This is a genomic window from Azospirillum sp. (genome assembly GCF_035628975.1).
Lineage (GTDB): Bacteria > Pseudomonadota > Alphaproteobacteria > Azospirillales > Azospirillaceae > Azospirillum.
Genome location: NZ_DASPIS010000040.1, coordinates 1 through 26,537, shown reverse-complemented (window position 1 = coordinate 26,537; position 26,537 = coordinate 1). Strand labels below are relative to the sequence as shown.

Below are 26,537 nucleotides of genomic sequence, written 5' to 3'. Positions count from 1 at the left end.
CGATGCGCATCGACGCCCACCAGCATTTCTGGCTGATGGCCGCCCGCCGGGGCGAATGGCCGCCGCCGGATCTCGGCCCCATCCACCGCGACTTCCTGCCGCCCGACCTGCTGCCGCTGCTGCTGGAGGCCGGTGTCGACGGCACGGTCCTGGTCCAGACCCTGTGCACTGAAGCCGATACCGACTTCATGCTCGACCTCGCCGCCCGGCACAGCTTCATCCGCGGCGTGGTCGGCTGGACCGACCTGAAGGCGCCGGACGCGCCGCAGCGGGTGCGGGGGCTCGCCGCCCGCCCAAAGCTGAAGGGGCTGCGGCCGATGGTGCAGGCGGAGGCATCCGACTGGCTCGACGATGCCGCCATCGACCCGGCGGCATCGGCGATGGCCGAGATGGGGCTGAGCTTCGACGCGCTGGTCCTGCCGCGCCACCTGCCGTCGCTGCTGCGCTTCGCCCGGCGCCACCCGGCATTGTCCATCGTCATCGACCATGCCGCCAAGCCGGAGATCGCCAGCGGTGGCACCCCCGGCTGGGCGGAGGACATGGGCGCCCTCGCCGCCCTGCCCAATGTCTGGTGCAAGCTGTCCGGTTTGCTGACCGAGGCGGGCGAGCGCACCGGCATCGACGACATCCGCCCCTATGTCCGGCGGCTGATCGCGCTTTTCGGCACCGACCGGCTGATCTGGGGCAGCGACTGGCCGGTCCTGCGGCTCGCCGGCGACTATCCCGGCTGGCTGGACATGTGCCGCCGACTGATCCCCGCGGAGGCGCATCCCGCCGTGTTCGGCGGCAATGCCGCGACCTTCTACCGGCTGGACTGACGAAATCCGCCATCCTCGCTTTCCTTATCCAAGGACCTGACCGATGCCGACTTCCGTTCCAGAACTTCTCCTGCTGAACCCGTCGGACAGCGTGGCGGTCGCCACACGCGAGATCCCCGCGGGCAGCCCGGTCGGCGTCGGCAGCTTCGCCGGCACCGCCGCCGCCACCATCCCCAGCGGCCACAAGATCGCCATCCGCGCGGTGGCGCCCGGCGAACCGGTGGTCAAATACGGACAGGTGATCGGCGTCGCCACCCAGCCGATCGATCCCGGCCAGCATGTCCACGTCCACAATCTCGGCATGGGAGAGGCCCGGCTCGACCATGGCTCCACCCGCATCGTCGAGGCCGAGCGCGGTGGGGAGCAGGCGACCTTTCTCGGCATCCGCCGGCCGTCTGGGCAGGTCGCCACCCGCAACTACATCGGCGTCATCGCCAGCGTGAACTGCTCCGCCACCGTCTGCAAGCGCATCGCCGATGCCTTCAACGGGACTGCGCTGGCCGATTACCCGAACGTCGACGGGGTGGTCGCCATCGTCCACGGCACCGGCTGCGGCATGAACGGCACGGGCGAAGGCATGGCGATCCTGCGTCGCACGCTCCGCGGCTATGCCGACCACGCCAATTTCGCCGGGCTGCTGCTGATCGGGCTGGGCTGCGAAATGAACCAGATCGCCCCCTTGGCCCAGACGCTGGCCCCGCGCCCGGACGGGCTGATCGCCACCCTGACCATTCAGGAGGAAGGCGGCACCCGCGAGACGATCGAGCGCGGCGTCGCCCTGGTCCATGCCATGCTGCCCATCGCCAACGACATCCGGCGCGAGCCGGTGCCGGCGAGCCACCTGACGGTCGGGCTGCAATGCGGCGGCTCCGACGGCTATTCCGGCATCACCGCCAACCCGGTTCTGGGCGCCGCGGTCGATCTGCTGGTCGCCCATGGCGGCACCGCCATCCTGTCCGAAACGCCGGAGATCTATGGCGCCGAGCATCTGCTGACCGCCCGTGCCGCCTCCCCCGCCATCGCCGACAAGCTGATGGACCGCATCCGCTGGTGGGAGGATTACACCCGCATGCACAAGGGCGACATGAACAACAACCCGTCGCCCGGCAACAAGGCCGGCGGCATCACCACCATCCTGGAGAAATCGCTGGGCGCGGTCGCCAAGGGCGGCGGCACCCGCCTGAACGCCGTGGTGGATTATGCCGAGCCGGTGACCGACCACGGCCTCGTCTTCATGGACACGCCCGGCTACGACCCGGTGTCGGCCACCGGTCAGGTGGCGGGCGGCGCCAATCTGATCGCCTTCACCACCGGCCGCGGATCGACCTACGGCTGCAAGCCGACGCCGTCCCTGAAGATCGCCACCAACAGCGCGCTGTATGCCCGCATGGGCGAGGATATGGATTTCAACGGCGGCGCCGTATTGGACGGCGGCACCAGCGTGACGGAGGCCGGTGCCGCCCTGTTCCGCCTGATGCTGGACACCGCGTCGGGCCACCGCACCCGCAGCGAGGAGAACGGCATCGGCGACAACGAATTCGTGCCCTGGCAGATCGGCGCCGTGATGTGATGGGTCACGATCCGTCAAATCCCCTCTCCCCCCGGAGAGAGGGTTAGGGTGAGGGGGATGCGCGGCGGGGATTCTCGGGATAGCCACCCTGTGCCGCCCCCTCACCCCGACCCTCTCCCCGGGGGGGAGAGGGAGAGGCCCCATCACCCCCTCAGCGCTCCCCGCCGGACCAGCGAGCGCATCAGCTCGACGATGCCTGTGCTCCAGGGCTCGCAGGCGTCGCTCGGCCGCATGCGGTTGACCAGCGCGCCCAGCTTGGGCGCCGCGATGGTGACGATGTCGCCCTCCTTGTGGGTGAAGCCGCCGCCGGGATTGTCGCGGTCCTGGGTGGGCGCGAACATGGTGCCGAGGAACAGGGCGAAGCCGTCGGGATATTGATGGACCGGGCCGATGGTCTGGGCGACGAGGTCCTCCGGATCGCGGCTGATGCGGGAGATGGAGGACAGGCCCGCCAGCTGGAAGCCCTCCGGCCCCTCCACCGTCAGGGCGACATCGGTCGTCCGCACGTCGTCGAGCGTGAAGGTCTTGTCGAAGAAGCGGATGAAGGGACCGATGGCGCAGGACGCGTTGTTGTCCTTTGCCTTCGACAGCAGCAGGGCCGAGCGCCCTTCGAAATCGCGCAGGTTGACGTCGTTGCCCAGCGTCGCCCCGGTGATGCGCCCATCGGGGGCGACGATCAGCACCACCTCCGGCTCCGGGTTGTTCCAGGTCGATTTCGGGTGCAGCCCGGCATCCATCAGCGTGCCGACCGCCGACAGGACGGGCGCCTTGGTGAAGACCTCCGCATCGGGGCCGATGCCTACCTCAAGATACTGGCTCCAGGCGCCCTGGGCGATCAGCACCTCCTTCAGGCTCAGCGCCGCTTCGGAGCCGGGCTTCAGCGCCGCCAGATCGTCGCCGACCAGCCGCTGCACCTCGGCGCGGATCGCCTCGGCGGCGTCGGGATTGCCGCGGGCGCGCTCCTCGATCACCCGCTCCAGCATCGACACGGCGAATGTGACGCCGGCAGCCTTCAACACCTGAAGGTCGGTCGGCGCCAGCAGCCAGGGGGCATCGGCGTCACGACCGTCCGGCGGCGTGTTGGCGAGAATGTCGGCCAGCGCGCCGATGCGCTCTCCCGCCGCCGCGGAAAGGTCCGCCGCCGGGTCGGGCCGGGCGGCCAGTTCGCTCATGGTGGGGAAGGACGCGGTCACGTCGTACACACCGTCGGCGCGCACCGCCACCACCGACGGGCCGATGCCCGGCCGCCAGACCCGCCCGGCCAGGGCGCCGGCATAGCCGTCGTTGGGAAGGATGCGGGTCACATCCACGGGAAACTGGATCATGTCGGGTTCCGGATTTTGAGTTTGGATCTGGTTACGGCATGTCGCCGGCGATGACGCCCTTGCGCAGCAGGAAGCAGCCATAGGGTCGCGGGTCACCGACCTGCACGACAGCGAAGGCACGGCGGGCGGCGTCGTAGAAGGCGAAACGCTCGATCCCCTGCAAAGGCTGCGCGCGGCCCTCGGCGCGGTCGATCTCGGCCTGCACCTCGTCCTGCACGGCAGGCAGTGCGGCAGGATCGCCCACCACCTGCATCCGCCGCACCGGATCGGGCACGAAGCCGTCGAGCGGAAACACGCTGAGGATGCCGCGGGCGGCCCGCGCCATCGTCACCCCCGGCAACACGATCAGCCGGCCGGAAATGGTGGCGCGGGCGATGGTCGCCGCCGGGTGGTTGGCGTCGACCAGCGCCAGATCGTCGCCGTGCCCCATGGCGGCCAGCACCCACAGCAGGTCGGGAGACAGAAGCGGGTCCAGTCCTTTCAGCATGACATCTTATCCCTGTTCGTTCAGCCGGGCACCGGCACGTCCGCCGCCAGCAGCCCTTCGCTTTTCAGATCTGACCACAGCGCGCCCGGCACGACCGCCGCCATGGCGGCGAGGTTGCGCTGCACCTCGTCGGCCGTCACCGTTCCCAGCACCACCGACGACACCGCAGGATGCCCCAGCGCGAAACGCAGCGCCGCGGTGGCGAGCGGCACGCCATGGGCACGGCAGACCGCCTCGATCCGCCCGACCCGCTCCATGATGCCGTCCGGGGCCGGGCCGTAATTGTACTTGGCGCCGGGCACCGCCCCGCTGGCGAGGATGCCGGAATTGAACACGCCGCCCAGCATCACGCCGATGCCCTTGGCCTGGGCCAGCGGCAGGAACCCGTCCAGCGCCGGCTGCTCCAGCAGGGAGTAGCGACCGGCCAGCAGCATGGCATCGAAATCGCCGGCCTGGGCGAAGCGGACGCACATTTCCGCCTCGTTGACCCCGACGCCGATCGCCTTGACCGTGCCGTCGGCGCGCAGCCGGTCGAGCGCCCGATAGGCGCCGTCCATCGCCTCGGCGAAGCACGCCTCGATGCGGTCGGCACCATGGGTCCAGACATCGACGTCATGGATCAGCAGCACGTCGATGCGGTCGGTGCCGAGCCGCAGCAGCGACTGTTCCACCGACCGCAGCGTGCCGTCATAGGAATAGTCGATCACCGCCCGGTGCGGAAAGCCGCCGGCATAGCCCGACCCGTCGCCCCTGCCCTGGGTTGGGTCCATCCAGCGCCCGACCTTCGTGCAGAGCACGACGCCGTTCCGTCCGGCCTGACGCAGGGCCGCGCCGCAGCGCGCCTCCGCCAGGCCGTGACCATAGAGCGGCGAGGTGTCGAGCAGCGTCACCCCTGCCGACAGGGCGGTAACGGCGGCCCCGACGGCGGTGGCCTCGTCGAGATGGCCGTACAGGTCGCCCAGCGGCGCGGCGCCGAAGCCGATCTCCGAGACAGCGATGCCGGTGCGGCCAAGGCTTCTGGTCGGCAGCGCCATCACAGCCGCATCCCGGTGTCGGGGTTGAACAGGTGGGCCAGCGCCGGGTCGGGGGCGATCCGCACCACCTCGCCCGGCCGGGCGCCGGTGCGCTCGCGCAGGACCCAGGTCAGTTCGCGCCGACGATCCTCGCGGCCTGTTCCCAGTTGGCCTGTCCCCACTTGGCCTGTCCCCACTTGGCCCGCCTTGGTTCCGAGAGGGCGCAGGACCATCTGGGTTTCCGACCCCGTCGGCTCGACCACCACCACCTCGGCGGCCAGCCCTTCGTCGGCAAGGCGGAAATGCTCCGGCCGCACGCCATAGACGGCGGGGCGCCCCTCCGACGCCGCCGGCACGCGCCCGCTCAGCGGCAGGCGGTCGCCGGTCTCGGTGGTGAAGCCGTCGCCGCCGATGCTGCCGGGAATGAAGTTCATGGCGGGCGAGCCGATGAAGCCGGCGACGAACATGTTGGCCGGGTTGTCGTAGAGATCGAGCGGTGCGCCGATCTGCTCGATGATGCCGTCATGCATCACCACGATCTTGTCGGCCATCGTCATGGCTTCGATCTGGTCATGGGTGACATAGACGGTGGTGGTCTTCAGCCGCTGGTGCATCTCCTTGATCTCCGTGCGCATCTGCACCCGCAGCTTGGCGTCGAGGTTGGACAGCGGCTCATCGAACAGGAAGACCTTGGGATCGCGGACGATGGCGCGGCCCATCGCGACGCGCTGGCGCTGGCCGCCGGAAAGCTGGCGCGGGAAGCGGCCCAGCAACGGCCCGAGGCCGAGGATTCTAGCCGCCCGCTCCACCTTGGCGGCGATCTCGCTCTTGGCCGTGTTCTTCAGCCGCAGCGCGAAGCTCATGTTGTCGGCGATGGTCATGTGCGGGTAGAGCGCGTAGTTCTGGAACACCATGGCGATGTCCCGGTCCTTCGGCGGCATGTCGTTGACCACGCGGTCGTCGATGGCGATGGTGCCGCCGCTGATTTCCTCCAGCCCGGCGATCATGCGCAGCAGGGTGGATTTGCCGCAGCCCGACGGGCCGACCAGGATGACGAACTCGCCGTCCTGGATGTCGATGGACACGCCCTTGATGATCTCGACCGCGCCGTAGGATTTGCGGACGTTCCGGATGCTGACGGAGGCCATGGGGTCGTCTCTTTCTTGGGATGGATCAGCCGCCCTTGACGGCGCCGGCGGTCAGGCCGGCCACGATCTGGCGCTGGGCGGCCACGGTCAGGATCAGCACCGGCAGCGTCACCACCAGTGCGGCGGCGGCCAGCGGCCCCCAGCTCACCTGCTCGAAGGACAGCATGTTGTAGACGGCGACCGGCAGGGTCCGCGTCTCGCGGCTGGCCAGCACGATGCCGAAGACGAAGTTGTTCCAGGAGAAGATCACCGACAGGATGAAGGCGACGACGATGCCGGGCTTGGCGATCGGCAGCGCCACCTTGGCGAAGATCTGCCAGCGCGTGGCGCCGTCGACCATCGCGGCCTCTTCCAGCTCCATCGGCGTCGTTTCGAAATAGCCGATCATGATCCAGATCACGATGGGCACGGTGACGACCAGATGGATGATGATCTGCGGCCACAGCGTGCCGAGCAGCCCCAGCCATTGGAACAGCAGGAACAGCGGGATCAGGAAGGACAGGCCCGGCGTCATCCGCGCGATCATGATGACCACCGCCGACTTGTGCGCCCGCATCCGGGCGATGCCGTAGCCGGCCGGCACGCCGACCAGCAGCGCGAACAGCGTGGCCGCCCCGGTGACGATCAGGCTGTTCCAGAAATACAGGAGAAAGCTGTTGCCCTCGAAGATCGTCGTATAGTTCTTCCAGGCGAAGCGCTCCGGGATCAGGATCGGCGGATAGGCGCCGTTGTCGATCTCGAACTTCAGCGACAGCGACAGCATCCAGATGAAGAACAGCAGCGCCGGCGACACCAGCAGCAGGACGCAGACGGCCATGCCGGCCTTGTCCAGTAGCTTTCTCAGCGGCCGGCTCATTGCCCGTCTCCCGTGTTCCAGGCGCTGCGCTGGCGCAGGTACAGCAGGATCAGCGACAGCATGATGATCAGCACGAAGAACACCACCGCGATGGCCGAGCCGTAGCCGATGTCGTAGTAGGTGAAGGCGACGCTGTAGAGATACAGGTTGATCGTCTCCGACGCCGTGCCCGGCCCGCCCTGGGTGATGGTGTAGAGGATGTCGAAGCTCTTCAGCGCGTCGATGGTGCGGATGATCACCGCCACCATCAGGAAGGGCTTGATCATCGGCAGGGTCAGGTAGCGGAAACGCTGCCAGGCGGTGGCGCCGTCGATCTGCGCGCTCTCATACGGCTCGGTCGGCAACGCCGCCAGACCGCCCAACACGATCAGCATCACCAGCGGCGTCCATTGCCAGGTCTCCACCAGCACCAGCGACAGGATCACCGTGCTGGGGTGATAGACCCATTGCAGCGGCCCGATGCCGATCAGCGACAGCAGGTAGTTCAGCACCCCCAGCTGCGGGTGGAACATCATCGTCCACACCAGCGCGATGGCGACCGGGGTGGCCATCATCGGCATGACGAAGATGCCGCGCAGCAGGCCGCGGGCCGGCAGCTTGGTGTTGAAGGCCAGCGCCGCCGCGGTGCCGAGCACCAGCGGCGCCACCACCGACAGCGCGGTGTAGACCAGCGTGTGCCCCATCGCCTCCAGGAAGCGCAGGTCGGTGAACAGCCGGACATAGTTCTGCAGGCCGACGAAGCGCTGCTCCTCGCCGATGCGCCATTCCATGGCGCTCATCCACAGGGTGAAGACCCAGGGAAAGATGATGACCCCGACGACGACGATCAGCGCCGGCACCACGAAGGGCCAGTAGGAGGGCCGAAGCCGCTTCGTCCTGCCGACGGAAGCGGCGCCGACCACACGGTCGGAAGAGGCCAGGATGCTCACGTCTTCTCGCTACGCTCAAGGATCGGCTTGAAGTCGGCGGTGGCCCGCTTCAGCTCGGCCGCGGGATCGCTGCCGGAGATCATGTTGGTCAGCGCCCCGCCCAGCACGTCGCGGAACTCGGTGACGGGGATGATGACCGGCAGGGCGAGACGGCTGATCTTAGCCGATTCCACCACGGCATCGACCCAGGCCGTCGGCATCTTCACGCCCTTGCGCACTCCCGGATCCGACAGGACGGAGTTGCGGAACGGCACGCCGGCCCCGGCCTGCAGCAGGCGGGCGCCCATCAGCTTGCCGGTCGCCCATTGGCAATAGAGGTAGGCGGCTTCCTTGTTCTTCGACGCCGCGGTAACGCCGATGCCGTCGCCGGTGGTGGCGGCGGCGTGCGCCTTCGGCCCCTTGGGCATCAGGCCGTAGCCGACCTTGCCGACGACGCGCGACTTTTCCGGATCCTCCAGCGGCGGGGCGAAGCCGACGCCATCGAACCACATGCCGATGCGGCCCTGGAGGAAGGCCGACTGGCATTCCGCCCAGTTGAAGCCGGTCACGCCCGGCGGCGCCGACTTGGTCATCAGCGTCTGGTAGAGCTTGGCCGCCTCGATGGCCTCGGGCGTGTCGGTCAGCAGGTTGCGGTTGGCATCGACGCTGTACTGGTCATAGCCCAGCAGCAGGCTGGTCCACACCGGCGTGTTGGCGTTTTTCATGCCGCGGGCGACGAAGCCGTAGGTCTGGCTCGCCGGATCGGTCAGCGCAGCGGCGGCGGCAACCATCTCGTCGAAGGTCTTGGGGAAGGACAGGTTCTTCTTCGCGAACAGATCCTTGTTCCAATAGACGATCCAGTAATCGACCGAGAAGGGCAGCGCGCCGATCCCGCCCTCCGGGCTGCGGGCGAAGGTGATCCCGGCTTCGGAGAAATCATCGAGGAAGCCGGCGTCGGTCAGCGACGGATCCTTGATGAAGGGCGTCAGGTCGGCCAGCCATTTGCCCTTTTCGAACTGACGCTTCTGGACGTGATAGCTGATGTGTACGACGTCGAAGCTCGGCCGGCCGGAGGTCAGCTCGATCACCGCCTTCTGGCGCTGCTGCTGTTCCGGGGTCTGTTCCGACACCACGGTGATGCCGGTCAGTTCCTCGAACTCCTTCTGGTACTTGCTCAATGTTTCGCCGCGAGGGCTCTTGATCAGGTTCACCTCGATCCTGCTGCCGGCATATTTGCGCCAGTTGATCCCGCCGGTCTGGGCGAAAGCCGGCAGGCCGAGACCACTCAGACCCAGTGCCCCGGCCGCTGCACCCGACGCCAAAAGCCGGCGGCGCGACAAACACATTCCGTTCGACGTCAACATGCACTCCTCCCCGTTATCGCCTGAGCCTCTTGTCGTCGGGCCCCGATCGGTGCGGACACCCGGATTGGACCGGCACATGGCGGATAGTTTGAGCGACACGAATCCGCACCGCCACCGATTTGATTGCTTGGTCAACGTATAATTCTTGCGTGCACCCCTTGCAAACGAAAAACATCATAGTAACATGTTAGTGGTAGCGCGCCGGTCTTCCGGCCGAACCTTCAGCCGCCTCTTGGAGAAATGCAAAGTGAATCAATCCACTGGCCGCTTCGGCCTGTCCTGCGCGCTGACCACACCATTCCTGGCCGACGGAAGCGTGGATCTGGCCCGCCTGACCCGCCATGCCACTTGGTGCCTCGCCAACGGCTGCGACTCGGTCACCCTGTTCGGCACCACGGGGGAGGGGCCGCTGCTCGGTCAGGTGGCGCGCGACCAGATGATCGGCGCGCTGAAGGGTGCCGGCATCGATTTCCGCAGCCATGTGGTCGGCGGGGTCATCGCCGCGTCGCTGCACGATGCGCTCACCCAGGCCAACCAGCTGCTCGACGCCGGGGTGCGGGCGCTGCTGGTCGCCCCGCCCTTCTACTTCAAGGGCGTATCGGATGACGGGCTGTTCGCATGGTTCTCCGGCCTCATCACCGATCTGGGCGACCGGGCGCGCGACATCATCCTGTACCACATCCCCTCTGTCACCGCGGTTCCGCTGTCCATCGCGCTGATCGGCCGGCTGAAGGCCGCCTTCCCGCAGGCGATCACCGGGGTCAAGGATTCCGCCGGCGACTGGAGCTACAGCCAGGAGCTGCTCGCCGCCCACCGTCACGACCTCGCCGTGCTGATCGGCGACGAGCGGGTGCTGGCCCAGGCGGTGCGGGATGGCGGCCAGGGCGCCATCTCCGGCATGGCCAATCTGGTGCCGCACCGGCTGCGGGCCGTGGTCCACCAGGGCCGCGACGACACGGCGCTGGTCGAGCTGGTGGACGCGGTGCTGCGCTACCCGGTCACCCCGGCGGTGAAAGCGCTGGTGTCGCACACCACCGGCGAGAGTGCATGGTTGACGGTGAGAGCGCCTTTGCTGCCTATGTCGCTGGCGGACGCCGCGACTCTCGGCCACCTCTACGACCGGGTCTTCGCGGAAAAGGCCGCCTGAACGGAGCCGCCTGACAGGACAGCATACGGATGAAGACCTCCGCCAAACGCGACCGGGAAACGGTCAACCTGCGCAGCCGGGCTTACGAGAGCTTCACCCGCCGGCTGCTGGCGGACGAGATCCGCCCCGGTCAGTTCATCTCGCAGCGTGAGCTGGTCGAGCTGACGGAACTGCCGCTGGGAGCGATCCGCGAGCTGATCCCCCGCCTGGAGGCCGAGGGGCTGGTGAAGACGGTCCCGCAGCGCGGCATGCAGGTCGCGCATGTCGACCTCAACCTCATCCGCGATGCCTTCCAGTTCCGCCTGTTCCTGGAGCGGGAAGCGGTGGCGGTCTTCGCCGAGGAGGCGCCGGAGGCGACGATCCGCGCGCTGCTCGATGACCACGAACGCATCATCGCCGCCTGCGCCGAAGCGGAATCCTCCGGCGGGATCCAGCCCGCCTTGCTGAAGGAAGCCCAGGACATCGATTGGGCGCTTCATCTGACGATCATCGACGCGCTCGGCAACACCATCATTTCCGACGCCTACCGGGTCAACCAGATCAAGATCCGGCTGATCAAGCAGTCGAAGACCAAACTGAACACCACCGTTCTGCTGCCGACGATGCGCGAGCATCTGGCCATCATCCAGGCGACCCTTGCGCGGGACGCCGAGCAGGCCAAGGCCGCGATCAGCGTGCATATCCTCAGCGCCCGCGACCGGGCCATCGGGCTGCGGTGACGGGCTGCGGTGACGGGCTGCGGTGACGCGGCAGGCATTCCGGTTGTCCTTGGCAGTCCGCTCATATGACGGCACAGCGCCCGTTCCGATCCAGGCAAATTCATCTCCGCCCGAATAAAGTCGAGGCGGCCGGTTTCTCCGCAGTATTTCCTATGAATACTCTTCGCGCCTGCAGCATGTGTGGATGTTTGGCGCCGTACGACTGGGTTAACCCGGTACCGCAATAAAATAAGCTCCTACCCGCGACAAAATAGCTTGCGTCACGAACAATCGGCTGTTGATATATTAGCCGAGGCGGTCGACCGCCGCGCGGCGCGCCCCTCCCAGGTTCCCCAGCCAGCCGGGGGACGCCTCACAATCGGAAGGAATGCCAATGGAAACTCGCACTCGTCGCGCGGCGTTGAGCTTCGCCGTGCTGATGGCCCTGCCCTTCACCGTCCTGTCCGCGGCCCAGGCCCAGACCAAGCTGAAATGGGCGCATGTCTACGAGACGTCGGAGCCCTTCCACACCCAGTCGGTCTGGGCGGCGCAGGAGATCGCGAAGCGTACCAACGGCCGTTATCAGATCGACGTGTTCCCCGCCTCGCAGCTTGGCAAGGAAGCCGACATCAACCAGGGCCTGTCGCTCGGCACCGTTGACATGATCATCTCGGGATCCAGCTTCGCCGCGCGCAGCTATCCCCCGATCGGCGTCACCTACTACCCCTACATCTTCCGCGATCCGCAGCATCTGCTGAGCTATGCGAAGAGCGACGTCTTCAAGACCCTCGCCAAGGGGTACGAGGAGAAGACCGGCCACCACATCGTCGCCCTGTCCTATTACGGCATGCGCCATACCACCTCCAACAAGCCGATCCAGAGCTGCGCGGACATGAAGGGATTGAAGATCCGCGTGCCCGATGCGCCGGCTTATCTGGCGATGCCCAAGGCCTGCGGCGCCAACCCGACGCCGATCGCCTTCGCCGAGGTCTATCTCGCCCTGCAGAACGGCACGGTGGATGCTCAGGAGAACCCGCTGACCACCATAGAGGCCAAGAAGTTCTTCGAGGTGCAAAAGCAGATCATCCTCACCGGTCACATCATCGACAGCCTGAATACCATCATTTCCAAGAGCCTGTGGGCCAAGCTGTCGCCGGAGGACCGCCAGGCCTTCACCGAGGTGACGCAGGAGGCGGCGGCCCGTTCCACCGCGGAAATCCAGGCGAAGGAGAAGGAGCTGGTGGAGGCCTTCCGCCAGAAGGGCCTGACCGTCACCGAGGTCAACAAGGCGGAGTTCAAGGATGTGGTGATGAAGGCGGTGACGCCTGAGAGCGCCGGCTATCGCAAGGCCGACTGGGAGGCGATCCAGGCGCTGCAGTGACGCGCCGCCTGCCGCCTGCCATCCCGCAAGCCAGAGGGGTCCGCATGACGAGCTACGTTAACCAGTCGGTTCCGCATGGGGCCGGCTTGCAACAGCCGCCCGGCGAGGAACATCACATCCAGATCACGCCGGAGGAACTTGCCCATTCCTTCGTGGACGAGGCTCCCCCGGCCGACCTGTCGCCCTATGCGGTCGAGGATTGGGCCACCGTCGCGCTGTTCTGGCTGATGGCGGGGGCGGTGTTCCTTCAGTTCTTCACCCGCTACGTCCTGAACGACTCGCTGAATTGGACCGAGGAGATCGCCTCCTATTGCCTGGTGGCGCTGGTGTTCATCGGTTCGGCCATGTGCGTACGGCTGTCGCGCCACATCCAAGTGGACATCCTCTACCGTTTCCTGCCGGACGCGCCGGGGCGACTCCTCTCTACCCTGGTGGACGTGATCCGCACCGCCTTCTTCGTCTATCTGACCCAACTGATATGGCGGCTGATCGAGGTGGTCGGCGACGAGACGATGGTCACCGTCCAGCTGTCCAAGGGCTTCCTCTATTATGCCGTGCTCGCCGGCTGCGCGCTGATGGCCCTGCGGTCGCTGCAGGTGACGATCGTGAACTGGCGCCGCGGCTATTCGGTGCTGGAGAAACCGGAAGCCTTCGACGGAACGGGAGTGTAAGCGGATGTGGATCCTCATCGGTTCCTTCCTCGGCCTGATGCTCCTGGGGTTGCCGGTTGCGGTCGCCATGGCGGCGGCCTCGCTGGTCTACATTCTGGTCAGCGGGTCGGTACCCGACCTCGTGCTCGCCCAACGGATGATCGCGGGTGCCGAGAGCTTCCCGCTGCTGGCCGTTCCCTTCTTCATCCTCGCCGGCAACCTGATGAACATCGCCGGGGTGACGGGCCGCATCTACAACTTCGCCATCGCCCTGGTCGGCTGGATGCGCGGCGGTCTGGGGCAGGTGAACATCGTCGGTTCGGTGATCTTCTCGGGCATGTCCGGCACCGCCATCGCCGATGCCGCCGGCCTCGGCACGATCGAGATCAAGGCCATGAAGGACCATGGCTATTCGACGGAGTTCGCGGTCGGGGTGACGGCCGCCTCGGCCACGCTGGGGCCGATCATTCCGCCGTCGCTGCCCTTCGTGATCTACGGGATGATGGCGAACGTCTCGATCGGCGCGCTGTTCCTGGCGGGTGTCATTCCGGGCGTGCTGATGACGATCTTCATGATGGCGACCGTGGCCATCCATGCGCGGCGGCACCAGTGGGGCGGCGACATGGTCTTCGACTGGCACCGGCTGGGCGCCGCGTCGGTCGAGATCGTCGTCGTGCTGAGCTTCCCGCTGGCGGTGTGGCTGATGACGCTGGCCGGCGTCTCGGTCAACTGGGCGATCTCCATCGCCCTGGCCGCACTGCTGGCGGCGGACTGGTACTTCGACTTCTCCGCCGTCATGGCGCTGATGACGCCGGTGATCCTGATCGGCGGCATGACGCTGGGCTGGTTCACCCCGACCGAGGCGGCGGTCGCGGCGGTGCTGTGGTCGCTGTTCCTCGGGCTCGTCCGCTACCGCACCATGCGGCTGCGCTCCCTTGCCAAGGCGACGCTGGACACGGTGGAGACGACGGCCTCGGTCCTGTTCATCGTAACCGCGGCTTCGATCTTCGCCTGGCTGCTGACGGCCAGTCAGGCAGCGCAGATCATGACGGACGCCATCCTCGGCTTCACCGACAACAAGTGGGTGTTCCTGCTGCTGGCGAATCTGCTGATCCTGTTTGTCGGCTGCTTCATCGACACCATCGCGGCGATCACCATCCTGGTGCCGATCCTGCTGCCCATCGTGTTGAAGCTGGGGATCGACCCGCTGCATTTCGGTCTTGTGATGGTGCTGAACCTGATGATCGGGCTCTTGCATCCGCCGCTGGGGATGGTGCTTTTCGTGCTGGCGCGCGTGGCGAAGCTATCGGTGGAGCGGACAACCATGGCGATCCTGCCCTGGCTGGTCCCCCTTTTCGCCGCCTTGATCGCCATCACCTATGTACCGGAAATAACGCTGTGGCTGCCGAGGGCGATGGGGCTCGGCAAGTAGGAGCCGGCAGGCGGGCCGATTCAATGAGCAAGGCTCGAGAGGCTGCGGAACAACGCGCGGCGACGGAACAACATGGTACGCCTCCGGTGAAAACCGCTTTGGCAAAGTGGGGGCCGGCATCTGAGTTTTGCGTGGCGCTTCATCGCGCGGACGCAAACGAGTTGCAAACATCATGGCTTATCAGCGGTTCGAGGTTCTGACAGGGACGGAGCGACGGCGGACCTACACGTCGGCGGAGAAGGTGCGGATGGTCGAGGAGGCGTTCCGCCGGCCGGGCGTGCACGAAAGCCTGCCGTACCGTTGGCGAGGGCTGATGCAGGCCAGCGGGAGCGCCGTGGCCGAACCGCCCAGCTTCGTCGCGGTGACCGTCACGCCGGAGCCGAGCGTCACGGAACCGCCGGTCACGGAGCCCCGTGGGCCATTGCCGCCTCCGACGGGTCCGACCACGAGCCCGGCGATCCTCGAGATCATCCTGCCCAGCGGGGCACGCCTGCGTCTGGAAGGGCCGGTCGACCCGGCCCTGGCGGCGGCCGTCGTCGGTGTCCTCGCATGATCCCGGTGCCCCCGTCGCACGGTTCCGGCCGACCGGCGACGGCGACACGGTCCAGGTGCTCTGGTGGAATGGCGAACGGTGGGGAGCCTCAGACCCTTTCGGGATCGCGACCATGGCGCTCGACCACGCCCTCGACTACGTCGCCAACGAGCCGAGCTTCTGGATTCACGGCTGATCCGAACCCGGGAAATTGGCCAAAGTCCAGCTTAGATCCCGTGGCAGAAGTTAATGTGGTCCTCGACGATGTCGCCGCCGACCAGCATGTGTTCCAGGTCAAGGTAGCTTATCCGCAACTGCGGGCACCAGCGCACCACCCGCAGGATCAATTCTGGTCGTGAAATAACGATCCTTGGTTATTGCTACCGCGCATCACAACTTCGCGCCAATGCCCAAGGGATCTATGTTCTTCCATACATCTACCCAGTGACAAACACTGCAGCAATTACTCCCGCAATCCGGTCGCGCTTGCCAGCACCGTCGGGTTAAGCTCAACGTTACACAACCGTCATATTAGCTAGACGCACAAATGTACAGTTGACAGGCCGCGCCAAATGTCATTGCCTACCATGACGCGCATTTCTTTATGTGTGGATCGCCCATGAATAAGAAAGGCAATGAACGCTCGCAGGAAGAGGGGCGGCAAAAGCCGATATGTGGGCGGGTGTCGAGAGGGCTCGGCCGCGGTCCCATCGCTGCGACCGTCGGTACGTGCATTATGGTGGCCTGCGCGCCGCTTCAGCCTATGGTCCATGACAGTCGCTTGTTCGGCAGCACGTTCGAAGGACAAACGACTGACCAAAATGGGGGTGCGGCACAGGGATCACATCCGGAGATCAGGCTGACGGGCACGCTTCCGGCCGCGATCGAAGCCGCCGATGCGCAGCGACTCGCCTACCTCAACGCCGCGGCGCAGTACAGCGCGTTACGCAATACCACTCCGTTGCTGGCCGGCGCGTTGGGGGCCACGGCGCTTTTCCTTGGCGTGACCGATACGGGCTCGAAGACGCTGGCCCAAGGCTTGGGGCTGGGCAGCGTCGCGACACTCTCCGGCGCCGCCTATTACGACAACCATCCGCGCCAGATGGTCTACATCAGCGCCGCGGAGGCCATCGGCTGCCTCATTCTGGCGCAACGCCCCCTGCTGATGACCCAGAGCGACAAGGCGGATTTGGACAACGGCATCGAGAACCTGCGCGCTGCCCTTGCCGAACTCGACTCCATCACGCCCCTCTACGGTCAGGACGACCCCTCATCCCAGCATATCGAGCGCATTCGCGGAGGGGCGGTGGCGAATCTCGAAAAGGCGGTCAAACTGCGAGTGGCACTCGACACCGCAGGCGTGGTGCTGCGCTCGCACGTGCTCGACGTGGTCGGGGCCGCCGACCGGGAGATCGCGAAGACCGATCCCAACCCGGCGGCGGTAACGACCGTCCTATCCGGCTTGGTTCCGGGGGCCGGAGCAACATTCCCGGGCACTGCTTTCGACGTCTTTCGCGGAGGGTTCACAGGGCGGTCCTCTGCCAATACGCCGGGATTGCCGGACAGTCTCCGGAGGGTTGCCCAGGCCGCGTCGAGACTAGGCGTTCATGTCGAGCGCGCGTCCGCGGCGGCGGCCATCGTGAAGGAGATGAAGGCCTGCCAACCGCCCAGGGCCGAGGGTGAGTTGCGGATCGTGCCGAACGAAGCAACCGTTGTGATGAAGCCCACCGACCGGCGCGTGTATACCGTGTCCGGCGGCACCGGCCTGCCGCAGGCGAGCATCATCGGCACCTACGACGCCGGGACCACCGCGGCTGACACGACTTTGCAAAACGGTGTCGTCACCGTGGTGCTCACCACCCGCAACGCCAACAGCGCGCACCAACCGATCCTGTTCATCAGCGATGCCGCCGGCCGCACGACGCGGGAGATCAGAATCCAGGTGCAGGCGGGCACCGACGGACAGGCGGGCGCCGGCTCCAACCGCGCTTCGGGCGGTCCGGACGCGCGCTCCGGAGCTTCCGGTTCTACCGATTGGTCACGCCCGCCCATGAGCTTCTGGGAATTGCTGACCAACGAACAACGGAAGATGGTGCGCCAGACGATCAACGCGGGCGACAGCTCGACCCCACAGTGGACGACGGCCGACGATCAGGCGCTCAAGGCCTTCGCACCGATGGACAATCCGACGGCACTCAACCGCGACCTTTATGTCCGGATACGCGAGGAGGCCATCCGCAAGCTGCCGGCCGGCGAACGGGTCGCGGATCAACTGGCGTCCGACGATGTCTGGCGTTTGAAGATCCGGATCCTGTGCCGGGTGAACAAGGAAGGCGACCCGCGCCCGGCAGAGATCTTCGACAGCAGGCTCCGTGAAGTGATCTTCAGGTTCCAGGAACGGGAAAGGGGGCTGCCGCTCGACGGCTATCTCGATCGCGCCACGAACGAACGGATACTGAAGACCGGGTGCCGCAACCAGGGGGGCTGACGTATGTTCCGATGCGCGACCGTACCGATCCGGAGACGCCCCCTCGACGGGGGAGGGGCCGGTACAGCTGGATGCCTTCTTCGCAAACCCGATCAGGATGACGGCCGGCGCTACCTGCTCACGGCGGGTCACGTCCTCAAACGGCCGGGACCACCGGCCCCGACGTCCCCCGGCCTCGGCGAATGCCTGATCGGATGGGACCACCAGCCGATGCTGGTCGAGATTGCCGGCGACGGAACGCTGTTGGGCGAGGTGCTGGCCGTCTCGACCGAGGATTCCGGGCTCGACGTCGCGGTGGCGCGCCTCGTTGGGGTGGTGCCGCCCGAAGCGGCGTCCCTGGGCGATTTCGGCCCGCCGACCGGCGTCAACCAACAGGATCCGCCCCCCTCGGCCGTCTGGATCCATCGAGCCGACGGCCGGTGGCAGAAGCTGAAAGTGCTGGGCAAGGCGAAGGATCCGAAGTTTGTCCGTTACAACGGCCGTCAGGGGGAGGTTTTCTGGCGGCTGGATGAGCCGGTCTTGTGCTCGCCGGACGTCGAGCCGGGGCTCAGCGGCTCGGTCGTTCTCGACCAGGAGGGGTATGTCGTTGGGCTCCTGGTCGCGGGCGATGGCGCGGTTTGCGCCTATCTCCCCATCGACAACGTTCTCGACAGCCTCGCGGCGCCCCTGGGCTTCCGCCCGCAGCCGGTCGTGGAAGCGCGCGCGGTGGATCTGGCCGCGCTGGCCAGCCAGACGCCGCTGGTGCCGGTGCCGCCCAGCCCCGCGCCGATCGCGACGCCGCCCGCTCCGCCCGCACCAGTGCCCGGAGGGCTGAACTATCCCGTCGCCGCCCTGGTCACCGATCGCGCCCACTTCGCGTATGTGCAGGGACCCGTGGTAACGGCGCTGCAAGTCGCGCTGGGCCGTGCCGGACAGTCCGTCGAGCCGGACGGGGTCTTCGGCAAGATCACCGCCGGGGCGCTTCGCCGCTGGCAGGCGGCCAACAACCTGCCGGCCAGCGACGCCATCGACGCCGACCTGTGGCGCCGGCTGACCGGGCGGCAGGCGCCGTCCGTCTTCGATCTCTGTCTCAATCTGACGGCCGCCTTCGAAGGCACTTGGTTCGACCGCATCGTCGGCAATTTCGACAAGCAGGGCCTGACCTTCGGGCTCATCGGCTTCACCCTGAAGGGGGGCGAGCTGGGCAGGCTGCTCAAGGCGATCGAGCGCCGGCGGACCGGAGCGCTCCGGCAGGCGTTCGGGGCGCTGCTGGAAGAACTGGACGAGGTGCTGGCGATGTCGTCGCCGACGGACCGGGTTGAATGGGGAGACCGCCTGTCGAGGGGCGCCAAAAAATACGAGGTCGAGTTGCCCTGGCGGGATGCGTTCCGCCGCCTGGGCAGCTTTCCCGAAGCGCGGCAGGTGCAGATGGAAGCCGCCTTCGACCGGTATTGGACCGGAGGGGCGCTCCGGCACATCGACACCTTCATGGGAGGCCGCGAGCTCTCCGTATTGGATGCCGGCTTCTGGTTCGACGTCGCCGTCCAGAACAGCTTGGAGGCTGACGAACGGAAAGACCTCCAGGACGTCGCCGCGTCCGGCAGGAGCGGCGCGGAACTCCGCGCGGCGTTCGCCGAGGTCATCGCATCGCACAGCAAGGAAAAGTGGCGCGCCGACGTGCTGAACCGGAAGCTGGCTTTCGAGCGTGGCGTCGCAACCGTGCATCGGAGCGGGTACGCGCTCGACAAGTGGGGTCTCATCGACCGGCCGGTGTCGAGGATCGAGCTTGAGGCGGGCTCGACCATCGCAGAGTTGGTCGCCTTGGGGGCATCGGATCCGCGTGACAGCACTCTGGAGCCGATCGCCGAGGCGACCGAGGCTAGTCTCGAGGAGTTGCCGGCGGTGGCGCTGGCGACGCCCGGCAGCAGCAGCCCCCATGCGGGTTGGTCCGACTATGTGGATTTCGTCGCGTGGTTCGGAACGTTAGGACTCGAGAACTTCAATGCCAACGAAGTCCTGTACCTGGGCAGCCAGAACGAGGCGGGTCCCTTCGCCAAACTCAACACCCACCCGCCACGACACCTGTGGAAGAACATCGGTCCGACGATGACCATCTTGCAGCGGCTGCGCAGCGAACTCGGGGCACGTGTCCGGATCCGCAGCGCCTACCGCTCGCCACAGTACAATCAAGCGATCAAAGGTGCACCGCAGAGCCAACACCTCAGCTTCAAGGCCATCGACTTCGTTTGCGAGATCGGCAGGCCGGGTGACTGGGCCAGGATGCTGAAGGACTATCGCGCGCGGGGCCTTTTCCAGGGCGGCATCGGCGTGTACAGCGGCTTCGTTCACCTCGACACCCAGAGCGATAATCGGGACTGGACCGGCTGACCTCGCGCCTTCAGGCGGGGCGCGGCTCCCGCATTCCACCAAATCGCCTGAAGCCACGGGGACGCGAGCGACAGAAACACGAATGCGGGAGGGGGTTCCATGAAGATCCGTCTTAGTATGCTGATCACCATCCTCCTGGCCCTGTCATTGGGCGGAATCCGCCTGGTGATCGGCTCTCCGGCACTCGAGCCGGTCTCCCTGGAGCGCGCCGTCACCTGGGCAGAGTGCCTTGCCCCGGTCGAGATCCCGAGCACCACCTCGGTGACGTTGCACAGCCTGAAGGATTCGGCCCAGGAGTCTGCCGGGCACTTCGACATCATCAGACCGCCAGTGGGTGAAGCCCTCGGTTTCATCACGACGGAACCCGTGACGGCCAATCTGGAGGATGCAAAGTTGGCCGCGGACATCGAGGCGGCCGCCCTGGCGGCATCGCCGAAGGCCGTCACCGTCACGCTGCCCGCCGACACCATCGTACGCGTCTCCAAGGGCGAGTTCGTCCTCGATGGCAGGACCCTGGAAATGCACCATTCCGGCAGCGCGTACCTGCTCGGCCCCTCCGGACGGCTGCGCTTCGGTCCGGCCCCCTCCGGAAGCTACGCGGTGAAGCTCGATGCCGAGGTGAAGGCGGAAGCGATCAAGATCGAGACGGCCCCGATGCGGCTGACGCTGTCCGTCGGAACCAAAGGCACGCTGCCCCTCGGCAACGGCCAAGCCGCGTCGGTGGTGGTCTTGCAGCCTATCATTGCGTCCCAATGGCTCCTGGGAACCAGCGCGACGCTGCAGCCGGAGCGGGCATCGGGCAAGAAGGGGCTGGCCGATCTCGCCATTGAGGCATACCGGCCAGGCCTGCGCTTCGACCGCGGCGTCGGCGTAAGCGCCTGCGCACGGACCATCGGCCAGGCGGAACCACAGCGTGTCGGCGTTACCGAGATCAGGCCCACGGAAAGCGGCGGGGCATCGGTGCTGCTGAGCGTTCCAGGCAGCGTTCTGAATGCGTCCGGCAACATGTTCAATTCCATCGAACTCGCCGTCGCGAGTTCGAGCGGCGGATACGCCGCTTATGGCGGCTTTACCGCCATCGCGCAATGGGCGGCCGCCATTGCCGCAGGTGTGATCACCATCTGTCTGTTCTGGTGGTTGTTCAACATTCGGCATGACGACCTCGGTGCGTCGAAGGACGACTGGGCACGGTGGCTCGCCGGGTTGTTCATTGGGAATGATGGCGAACCCAGTCTATCGCTGTTCCAGATCTTCGTCTGGACCGTCATCACCGTGTGGGGGTTCCTTTACGTCTTCGCCGTTACCGGCAGTCTGCTTAGCCTGACCACGGAGATGATGGGCCTGCTGGGCATCGCCGGCGCAGGCAGCGTTCTTGCGCGCTGGATTGCCGCGACGCGCGGCTCCACACAGACCACGGTGCCCGGAGTGGGGCCGGCGCCGACCGAAGATCTGCGCTTCTGGCAAATCCTGAGTTCCGGCAAACGGTTCGACATGCTCAAGCTTCAACTTTTCGTCTTCACGCTGCTGATCGGTGGCTATGTCGTTTGGAGGATCGCCGACACCGCGGCTTTCCCGCAACTCGATGCCAACACATTGCTTTTGCTCGGCATTAGTCAGAGCGTCTACATTGGCAGCAAACTGACCGGTTCCAGCGCCCTGGCCCGTTCGCAGGCCTTGAAGGACGAGTTGGACAAAGCAAAGGGACGGCTGGACACTCTGCTGAAAGACAAGGCGGAGGGCGAGGCTGCGCTGAAGTCGCTGCAGGACAAGGAAAAGGCGCTCAGAGCTGAGAAGGCGGCGCTCCCGCCGGGAGCGACGTTCGACGCAAGTAAGGCCCAACAGCTCGCTGACCTGCCGGCACTTATCGCCAGTAAACAGGCGGAAATCAACCGCCTCAACGCCGAGCAGAAGGACCTTGAAGCCCGAATTCCCGGACTTACCACATCCCTGGCGTCTGCGGTTAAGGAAATGGGCCTTACCAGCTAACCATGCTTTCCCCAATGCCTGATTGGGATGGCGTGCGTGGCGGATCGTATGTTGTTGCTGCGTTGAATGGCGTGGCGCGGCGGTTTCTTCAAAAAGAGGGCTCCTGAGATGGCGCAACGTAGGATTTCCCTTCTGGATTCCTGTATTCCGGAGTTCGCTGAGCTGTTCTCCATTTCCGACCTGCATCTTGGAGGCAAGACCGGCTTCCAGATCTTCGCATCGGGCAAGGAACTGGAGAGGCTGGTCAAGGAGCTGACGGCAAGGGAAGCGAACGGCCTCATTGCGTTCGTGATCAACGGCGACTTCGTCGATTTCCTCGCGGAGGATGGCTCCAGCCACTTCGATCCGCAGGGCGCGATTGCGAAGCTCGACCGTATCATGGCGGATCCGGCGTTCGAGGGAGCCTGGAATGCCCTGCGGGCCTTCGTGGCGACGCCCGGACGGCGCCTGATCATCACGCTCGGCAATCACGATGTGGAATTGGCGCTTCCGTGGGTTCGTGCTCATCTGCTCGAACGGCTGGCGGGCGGAGACGGCACGACGCCCGGCGACGACGCCGCGCGCGGCCGAATCCATCTGGCGTTCGACGGAGCCGGGTTCCTCTGCCGGGTCGGCAATGCGCGGGTGCTGTGCATCCACGGGAACGATGGCGACGATTGGAACGTCATCGACCACGAGACGGTCCGCCGGCAGGGACGCGATATCCTGCACGGCCGACCCACGGAAGACTGGGTCCCGAACGCCGGCACCAAGCTCGTCATCGACGTGATGAACGACGTGAAGAAGAAATATCCGTTCGTCGATCTCCTCAAACCAGAAAAGCAGGCGGTTCTGCATACTCTAGCCGCGCTCGATCCGGCGCTGGTCGGCAAGCTGGACGGCGTCGCGGCGGCCTATGTCCGCATGAAGCGCGACCAGGTCCGACGCGCCATGGGCTTCCTGTCGACCGAGGAGCGGCCCGCCGCACAGGAGCCGCCGAGGCATCGGCCGGTGTCGCCGGTCGATAGCGCGGCGCTGGCGGAAAGCATGCTCGACGAAGCGGAAGCCCGCCTGCGGTCAGACATCGCCCCGATCGATTTGGTGGCGGACGACGAGTTGAACGGGCAGCTCGGCGTCTCCGGGGCGATCTACAACCTCATCCGGCGGCGACCGACCTCGGAGGTGTTGCGGGAGGTCTTGGAAAACCTGAAGAAGGATCTGTCTTTCGACCTGCGTGGACCGGACGAGACCTTCGACTACCTGGACAAGGAAGTCGGTGACACGGTCGACATCATCATCGCCGGACACACGCACCTGCAACGGTCAATCCCGCGGAAGTTCACCAGCGGCTGGTACTTCAACAGCGGCTCCTGGGCGCGGCTGATCCAGCTGACCAAGGATATCTTGGATGACGCCGGCCTGTTCGCAAAGGCGTTCGGCGCCTTTGAGGCCGGGAGCATGGACGAACTTGAAAAGATTGAGGGCTTCGTGCTCCGCCTGCCAACCGTGGTGTGGATCGGCGTGGAGAACGGGCGGGCCGTCGGCGAACTGCGGCTCGTCTCCGGCGACGGCACGAAGGATGTCTTCTGCAGGGTGAATGATAGCCGGTATCCCAAGGATTGAGGGCAGGAGAACGCGATGCGCACCATCACCCTGGAACTGCTCCGCCACGGGCCGTCCCATAACCAGCTCGTCTCGCCGCTTACCCCATATCTGGCGCTGTGCGAGAACCACAGCGCCGTCACCGTGCACCTTCCCTTCGAGCACAATCAGGTGCTGCGCCGGTTGAGCGCACTTGAATACCAGGAATCACCCGAATCACGGCATTTCCAGCTACGCGACACAGCACGGGTGATGGGTGACATCCTCGACCAAGTTCCTGGCCTGAAGGCCGCGGTCAATCACCAATCCGGCGGGCTGACGCACCTGCGGCTGATCATCTCGGCGTCGGAACTCGCGCTGCTGCCGTTCGAACTCGCGCTGTCGCCAAACGGCTGCCCGGGTGCGGGACAGCATCTGCTGCTGCAAACGCAGTCGCCGGTATGCCTTACCCGCGAGGTTCGGCGCGCGACCAATGAAATGCTGCCGCCGCCCGACAAATTCAGGATCCTCTTCGCTGCCGCCAGCCCTGACGGCGTCGGCTCGGTGCCCCTGCAATCGCATCTGTTGGCGTTGCGCAAAGCCGTATCCCCGTGGATACAATACTACGATCCGAAAGACGACCGGGAGCGCCGCCAACGCGTCGCCGAACATCTGGTTGTGCTCCCCAACGCGTCGATCGAGGCCATCCGCGAAGCCTGCGCGGACGGTGGCTTCACACACGTCCACATCCTGGCGCACGGGGTTAAGCATCAGATCGGTGATGATTGGAGCTTCTGCCTTGCCCTGCACGACGCGAGGGACCTCTCGCAGGTCGACTATGTGGACGGCCCCAGGCTGGCCTCAGCGCTGACCGCCAGCCGCGACCCCGCGCCTCCGTTGCAGGGGTACGGCGCAAAAGACCGAACCTCCACCCAGCCCCACCTCGTGTCGCTCGCCAGCTGCAACAGCGGCAGCATCGGATCGGTGGCCGGCGCCGGCGCCAGCATTGCCCACGCACTCCACGAGTCTGGCATCCCCATGGTGGTGGCCGGTCAGTTTCCCCTGTCGTTCAAAGGGTCCGTGCAACTCGTGGAAACCCTATACCAGGGCCTGCTCTGGGCAGAGGATCCGCGCCAACTTCTGCAAAAGCTCCGCTGCGATATGCATTCGGATTTTTCAGACACACACGATTGGGCGAGCCTGACCGCCTACGCCTCACTCCCGCCCGAGTTCCATCGACATCTGTGCGATCTGCGTATCCGCCGCACGGTGATGAGCATCGACGCCGCCATGAACGTCGCCGACGAGTCGATCCGGCTGCACGCTGGTCTGGACCCGAAGGCGCGCGAGGCTTCGCTCGCCAGCGCATGCGTTCGAATTGAAGAGGCGACGAAGGCACTTTCGGCGCTGCTCTATCAGTTGCCGATCGACGGTGCCCGGATCTCCGGCCTCCTCGGCAGCACCAAGAAGCGCCAGGCCGAAATCCTCTATCTGATGGCGGACCACTGCGATAGCACCGTGGTCGAGCGGCTGCAGCAGGCCCGTGATCATTACCGCGACGCTTTCCGGCGGAACCGGTCGAGCGGCTGGGCGCTGGTCCAGCACCTGTCGCTGACGCGCGTGCTCGCCTGCCTCAAGGGTAGTGACGCCGCCGCCCTAGTCGACGAGGCGGAGGCTGCTAAGCTCATGGCGGCGGCCCAGCTCTTGTCGAAAGAGGACATCTACGCCTCCGACAGCAGCGCCGAGCAGAGACTCTGGTCCTACGGCAACTTGGTCGAGCTTGAACTCCTGACCCTCTTTACCGAAGAGGGGCGCGGGCAGGCGCAGGAGGTGCGTGATCGCGCCATGATGTACGCAGGCGAGCTCCTTAACATCACCAACACCGGGGTCAGCGCGTTTGAAGCCTATACCACACTGCGGCAGTTGCGCCGGTACACCGGGTGGTACCATGCCATTGCCACGCTGCCCCCCGAGGTTCATGCACTCGCCCAAACGATCCTGCAGCTTTTTCCTGCGAGCCTGGGTACGCGGTGGCCATAAGCCGCCGCGTACCCAAGCGGCTGGCGGCGCTCAAACGAACCGGCCGCTCAGCTGAGGCGATGGAGATGGTGCGCGTCATGATCGACCGCGTCGTCCTGACGCCCTCCCCTGCCGGAGCGGGGTTGGACGCCGACCTGCACGGCGAGTTGGCGGGCGTGCTGGCGGTCTGCGAGGGCGCCGCTCAGAACCTGTTCGTAGACGTCATGCGCTGACCTCCTGGGGCGTGAGCCGCTTCAGGCGCCTGGAGAGGATGGAGATGAAGGCGATTTCGACGAACGCGACGAGATGCTCCTTTGTCCGCTCGACGATGGTGTTCAATCGTCGGTAGCGGCTGATCCAGCTGAAGGAGCGCTCCACGACCCAGGCGATCTCGGTAGGGATGAACACGCCGTCACGGCCGCGGGCGATCGGCCGGACGATGATGCCGAGCGCATCCGCGGCTTTGGCCAAGCGTTCACCCCGATAGCCGACATCGCCGATAGCGGGGCCTTGGAACCCACGTCCAGCGAGTTGGCGCAGTACCGGTACGATGCCCTTGGTGTCGTGCACGTTGGCCGGCATGGCGTCGATCGCCAGCGGGAGGCCGTACTTCTCCACGGCGATGCTGACCTTCACGCCGCGGATCTTCTTGCCGCCATCCACGCCCCGCGCGAAACAACTCGGGGCCGAGGGGCAGGTGCGGCTGTCGATCACCACCGTGCTCGGCTCGGCCGTGTCGCCGCATGCCATGCGCCACGTGCGGCACAGCCGGTCGAGTAAGCGCCGCC

The 26,537-nt window shown here is 66.1% G+C and carries 22 protein-coding genes; 14 read left to right on the top strand and 8 right to left on the bottom strand.

The window, feature by feature from the left end; translation table 11 throughout:
• Positions 1-2: 2 nt before the first annotated feature.
• Together VD964_RS08670 and VD964_RS08665 are read left to right on the top strand one after the other, a co-directional pair.
• Positions 3-818 (top strand): amidohydrolase family protein, encoded by an 816-nt coding sequence (locus VD964_RS08670; RefSeq protein ID WP_324867595.1) that lies wholly within the window; start codon positions 3-5, stop codon positions 816-818.
• Between the two features lie 43 nt (positions 819-861).
• On the top strand, positions 862-2,388 hold the full coding sequence (locus VD964_RS08665) for an altronate dehydratase family protein (RefSeq protein WP_324867593.1): 1,527 nt from the start codon (positions 862-864) through the stop codon (positions 2,386-2,388).
• A 143-nt stretch (positions 2,389-2,531) separates the two neighbouring features.
• On the opposite strand, the gene VD964_RS08660 is transcribed toward VD964_RS08665, so the two are convergent.
• Genes VD964_RS08660 through VD964_RS08630 form a run of 7 tightly spaced genes read right to left on the bottom strand, consistent with a single transcriptional unit; the run spans position 2,532 to position 9,489 of the window.
• Positions 2,532-3,713: a fumarylacetoacetate hydrolase family protein gene (locus tag VD964_RS08660; protein ID WP_324867591.1), complete on the bottom strand. Its 1,182-nt coding sequence runs from the start codon at positions 3,711-3,713 to the stop codon at positions 2,532-2,534.
• Positions 3,714-3,744: 31 nt separating this feature from the next.
• On the bottom strand, positions 3,745-4,200 hold the full coding sequence (locus VD964_RS08655; RefSeq protein ID WP_324867589.1) for an RbsD/FucU family protein: 456 nt from the start codon (positions 4,198-4,200) through the stop codon (positions 3,745-3,747).
• Between the two features lie 20 nt (positions 4,201-4,220).
• Positions 4,221-5,234 (bottom strand): aldo/keto reductase, encoded by a 1,014-nt coding sequence (locus VD964_RS08650; RefSeq protein WP_324867587.1) that lies wholly within the window; start codon positions 5,232-5,234, stop codon positions 4,221-4,223.
• A complete protein-coding gene (locus VD964_RS08645; protein ID WP_324867585.1) occupies positions 5,234-6,361 on the bottom strand; it encodes a sn-glycerol-3-phosphate ABC transporter ATP-binding protein UgpC in 1,128 nt (375 codons plus the stop codon). Before VD964_RS08645 ends, VD964_RS08650 begins: the two co-directional genes overlap by 1 nt.
• Before the next feature lie 25 nt (positions 6,362-6,386).
• Positions 6,387-7,217 (bottom strand): carbohydrate ABC transporter permease, encoded by an 831-nt coding sequence (locus VD964_RS08640; RefSeq protein WP_324867583.1) that lies wholly within the window; start codon positions 7,215-7,217, stop codon positions 6,387-6,389.
• Positions 7,214-8,146, bottom strand: a complete 933-nt coding sequence (locus VD964_RS08635; RefSeq protein ID WP_324867581.1) for a sugar ABC transporter permease — start codon at positions 8,144-8,146, stop codon at positions 7,214-7,216. The genes VD964_RS08640 and VD964_RS08635 overlap by 4 nt, the downstream gene beginning before the upstream one ends.
• On the bottom strand, positions 8,143-9,489 hold the full coding sequence (locus VD964_RS08630; protein WP_324867579.1) for a sugar ABC transporter substrate-binding protein: 1,347 nt from the start codon (positions 9,487-9,489) through the stop codon (positions 8,143-8,145). Before VD964_RS08630 ends, VD964_RS08635 begins: the two co-directional genes overlap by 4 nt.
• Positions 9,490-9,736: 247 nt before the next feature.
• Here VD964_RS08630 and VD964_RS08625 point away from each other — a divergent pair, with 247 nt between their 5' ends.
• From VD964_RS08625 to VD964_RS08570, 12 genes are all read left to right on the top strand, one after another.
• The gene (locus VD964_RS08625) at positions 9,737-10,636 is read left to right on the top strand and encodes a dihydrodipicolinate synthase family protein (RefSeq protein WP_324867577.1); all 900 of its coding nucleotides are present in this window, start codon (positions 9,737-9,739) and stop codon (positions 10,634-10,636) included.
• 29 nt (positions 10,637-10,665) lie between these two features.
• Positions 10,666-11,355: a GntR family transcriptional regulator gene (locus VD964_RS08620; protein ID WP_324867575.1), complete on the top strand. Its 690-nt coding sequence runs from the start codon at positions 10,666-10,668 to the stop codon at positions 11,353-11,355.
• 373 nt (positions 11,356-11,728) lie between these two features.
• Complete coding sequence (locus VD964_RS08615; protein ID WP_324867573.1) at positions 11,729-12,715, top strand: sialic acid TRAP transporter substrate-binding protein SiaP; 987 nt, start codon at positions 11,729-11,731, stop codon at positions 12,713-12,715.
• A 44-nt stretch (positions 12,716-12,759) separates the two neighbouring features.
• Complete coding sequence (locus VD964_RS08610) at positions 12,760-13,386, top strand: TRAP transporter small permease (protein WP_324867572.1); 627 nt, start codon at positions 12,760-12,762, stop codon at positions 13,384-13,386.
• Positions 13,387-13,390: 4 nt separating this feature from the next.
• Positions 13,391-14,797, top strand: a complete 1,407-nt coding sequence (locus VD964_RS08605) for a TRAP transporter large permease (protein WP_324867570.1) — start codon at positions 13,391-13,393, stop codon at positions 14,795-14,797.
• A 172-nt stretch (positions 14,798-14,969) separates the two neighbouring features.
• Positions 14,970-15,350, top strand: coding sequence for a hypothetical protein (locus VD964_RS08600; RefSeq protein ID WP_324867568.1), 381 nt, complete (start codon positions 14,970-14,972; stop codon positions 15,348-15,350).
• 598 nt (positions 15,351-15,948) lie between these two features.
• On the top strand, positions 15,949-17,817 hold the full coding sequence (locus VD964_RS08595) for a hypothetical protein (RefSeq protein ID WP_324867566.1): 1,869 nt from the start codon (positions 15,949-15,951) through the stop codon (positions 17,815-17,817).
• Between the two features lie 210 nt (positions 17,818-18,027).
• Positions 18,028-20,184 carry a D-Ala-D-Ala carboxypeptidase family metallohydrolase gene (locus VD964_RS08590; RefSeq protein ID WP_324867564.1) on the top strand — a complete coding sequence of 719 codons (2,157 nt, stop codon included), beginning with the start codon at positions 18,028-18,030 and terminating at the stop codon, positions 20,182-20,184.
• A 99-nt stretch (positions 20,185-20,283) separates the two neighbouring features.
• Complete coding sequence (locus VD964_RS08585) at positions 20,284-22,170, top strand: hypothetical protein (RefSeq protein ID WP_324867562.1); 1,887 nt, start codon at positions 20,284-20,286, stop codon at positions 22,168-22,170.
• 108 nt (positions 22,171-22,278) lie between these two features.
• Positions 22,279-23,772 carry a metallophosphoesterase gene (locus VD964_RS08580; protein WP_324867560.1) on the top strand — a complete coding sequence of 498 codons (1,494 nt, stop codon included), beginning with the start codon at positions 22,279-22,281 and terminating at the stop codon, positions 23,770-23,772.
• Between the two features lie 15 nt (positions 23,773-23,787).
• A complete protein-coding gene (locus VD964_RS08575; protein ID WP_324867558.1) occupies positions 23,788-25,770 on the top strand; it encodes a CHAT domain-containing protein in 1,983 nt (660 codons plus the stop codon).
• Positions 25,761-25,982 (top strand): hypothetical protein, encoded by a 222-nt coding sequence (locus tag VD964_RS08570; protein ID WP_324867556.1) that lies wholly within the window; start codon positions 25,761-25,763, stop codon positions 25,980-25,982. The genes VD964_RS08575 and VD964_RS08570 overlap by 10 nt, the downstream gene beginning before the upstream one ends.
• Here the strand turns inward: VD964_RS08570 and VD964_RS08565 are convergent.
• A partial coding sequence (locus VD964_RS08565; RefSeq protein WP_324867554.1) for a transposase occupies positions 25,972-26,537 on the bottom strand: 566 nt, incomplete at its 5' end. The genes VD964_RS08570 and VD964_RS08565 overlap by 11 nt on opposite strands.

What these genes read in the sequence shown, in the direction of transcription:
- VD964_RS08670 (WP_324867595.1), top strand. Translation starts at nt 3, where the DNA reads ATGCGCATCGACGCCCACCAGCATTTCTGGCTGATGGCCGCCCGCCGG.
- VD964_RS08665 (WP_324867593.1), top strand. Translation starts at nt 862, where the DNA reads ATGCCGACTTCCGTTCCAGAACTTCTCCTGCTGAACCCGTCGGACAGC.
- VD964_RS08660 (WP_324867591.1), bottom strand. Translation starts at nt 3,713, where the DNA reads ATGATCCAGTTTCCCGTGGATGTGACCCGCATCCTTCCCAACGACGGC.
- VD964_RS08655 (WP_324867589.1), bottom strand. Translation starts at nt 4,200, where the DNA reads ATGCTGAAAGGACTGGACCCGCTTCTGTCTCCCGACCTGCTGTGGGTG.
- VD964_RS08650 (WP_324867587.1), bottom strand. Translation starts at nt 5,234, where the DNA reads ATGGCGCTGCCGACCAGAAGCCTTGGCCGCACCGGCATCGCTGTCTCG.
- VD964_RS08645 (WP_324867585.1), bottom strand. Translation starts at nt 6,361, where the DNA reads ATGGCCTCCGTCAGCATCCGGAACGTCCGCAAATCCTACGGCGCGGTC.
- VD964_RS08640 (WP_324867583.1), bottom strand. Translation starts at nt 7,217, where the DNA reads ATGAGCCGGCCGCTGAGAAAGCTACTGGACAAGGCCGGCATGGCCGTC.
- VD964_RS08630 (WP_324867579.1), bottom strand. Translation starts at nt 9,489, where the DNA reads ATGTTGACGTCGAACGGAATGTGTTTGTCGCGCCGCCGGCTTTTGGCG.
- VD964_RS08620 (WP_324867575.1), top strand. Translation starts at nt 10,666, where the DNA reads ATGAAGACCTCCGCCAAACGCGACCGGGAAACGGTCAACCTGCGCAGC.
- VD964_RS08615 (WP_324867573.1), top strand. Translation starts at nt 11,729, where the DNA reads ATGGAAACTCGCACTCGTCGCGCGGCGTTGAGCTTCGCCGTGCTGATG.
- VD964_RS08610 (WP_324867572.1), top strand. Translation starts at nt 12,760, where the DNA reads ATGACGAGCTACGTTAACCAGTCGGTTCCGCATGGGGCCGGCTTGCAA.
- VD964_RS08605 (WP_324867570.1), top strand. Translation starts at nt 13,391, where the DNA reads ATGTGGATCCTCATCGGTTCCTTCCTCGGCCTGATGCTCCTGGGGTTG.
- VD964_RS08600 (WP_324867568.1), top strand. Translation starts at nt 14,970, where the DNA reads ATGGCTTATCAGCGGTTCGAGGTTCTGACAGGGACGGAGCGACGGCGG.
- VD964_RS08595 (WP_324867566.1), top strand. Translation starts at nt 15,949, where the DNA reads ATGAATAAGAAAGGCAATGAACGCTCGCAGGAAGAGGGGCGGCAAAAG.
- VD964_RS08590 (WP_324867564.1), top strand. Translation starts at nt 18,028, where the DNA reads ATGCTGGTCGAGATTGCCGGCGACGGAACGCTGTTGGGCGAGGTGCTG.
- VD964_RS08585 (WP_324867562.1), top strand. Translation starts at nt 20,284, where the DNA reads ATGAAGATCCGTCTTAGTATGCTGATCACCATCCTCCTGGCCCTGTCA.
- VD964_RS08580 (WP_324867560.1), top strand. Translation starts at nt 22,279, where the DNA reads ATGGCGCAACGTAGGATTTCCCTTCTGGATTCCTGTATTCCGGAGTTC.
- VD964_RS08575 (WP_324867558.1), top strand. Translation starts at nt 23,788, where the DNA reads ATGCGCACCATCACCCTGGAACTGCTCCGCCACGGGCCGTCCCATAAC.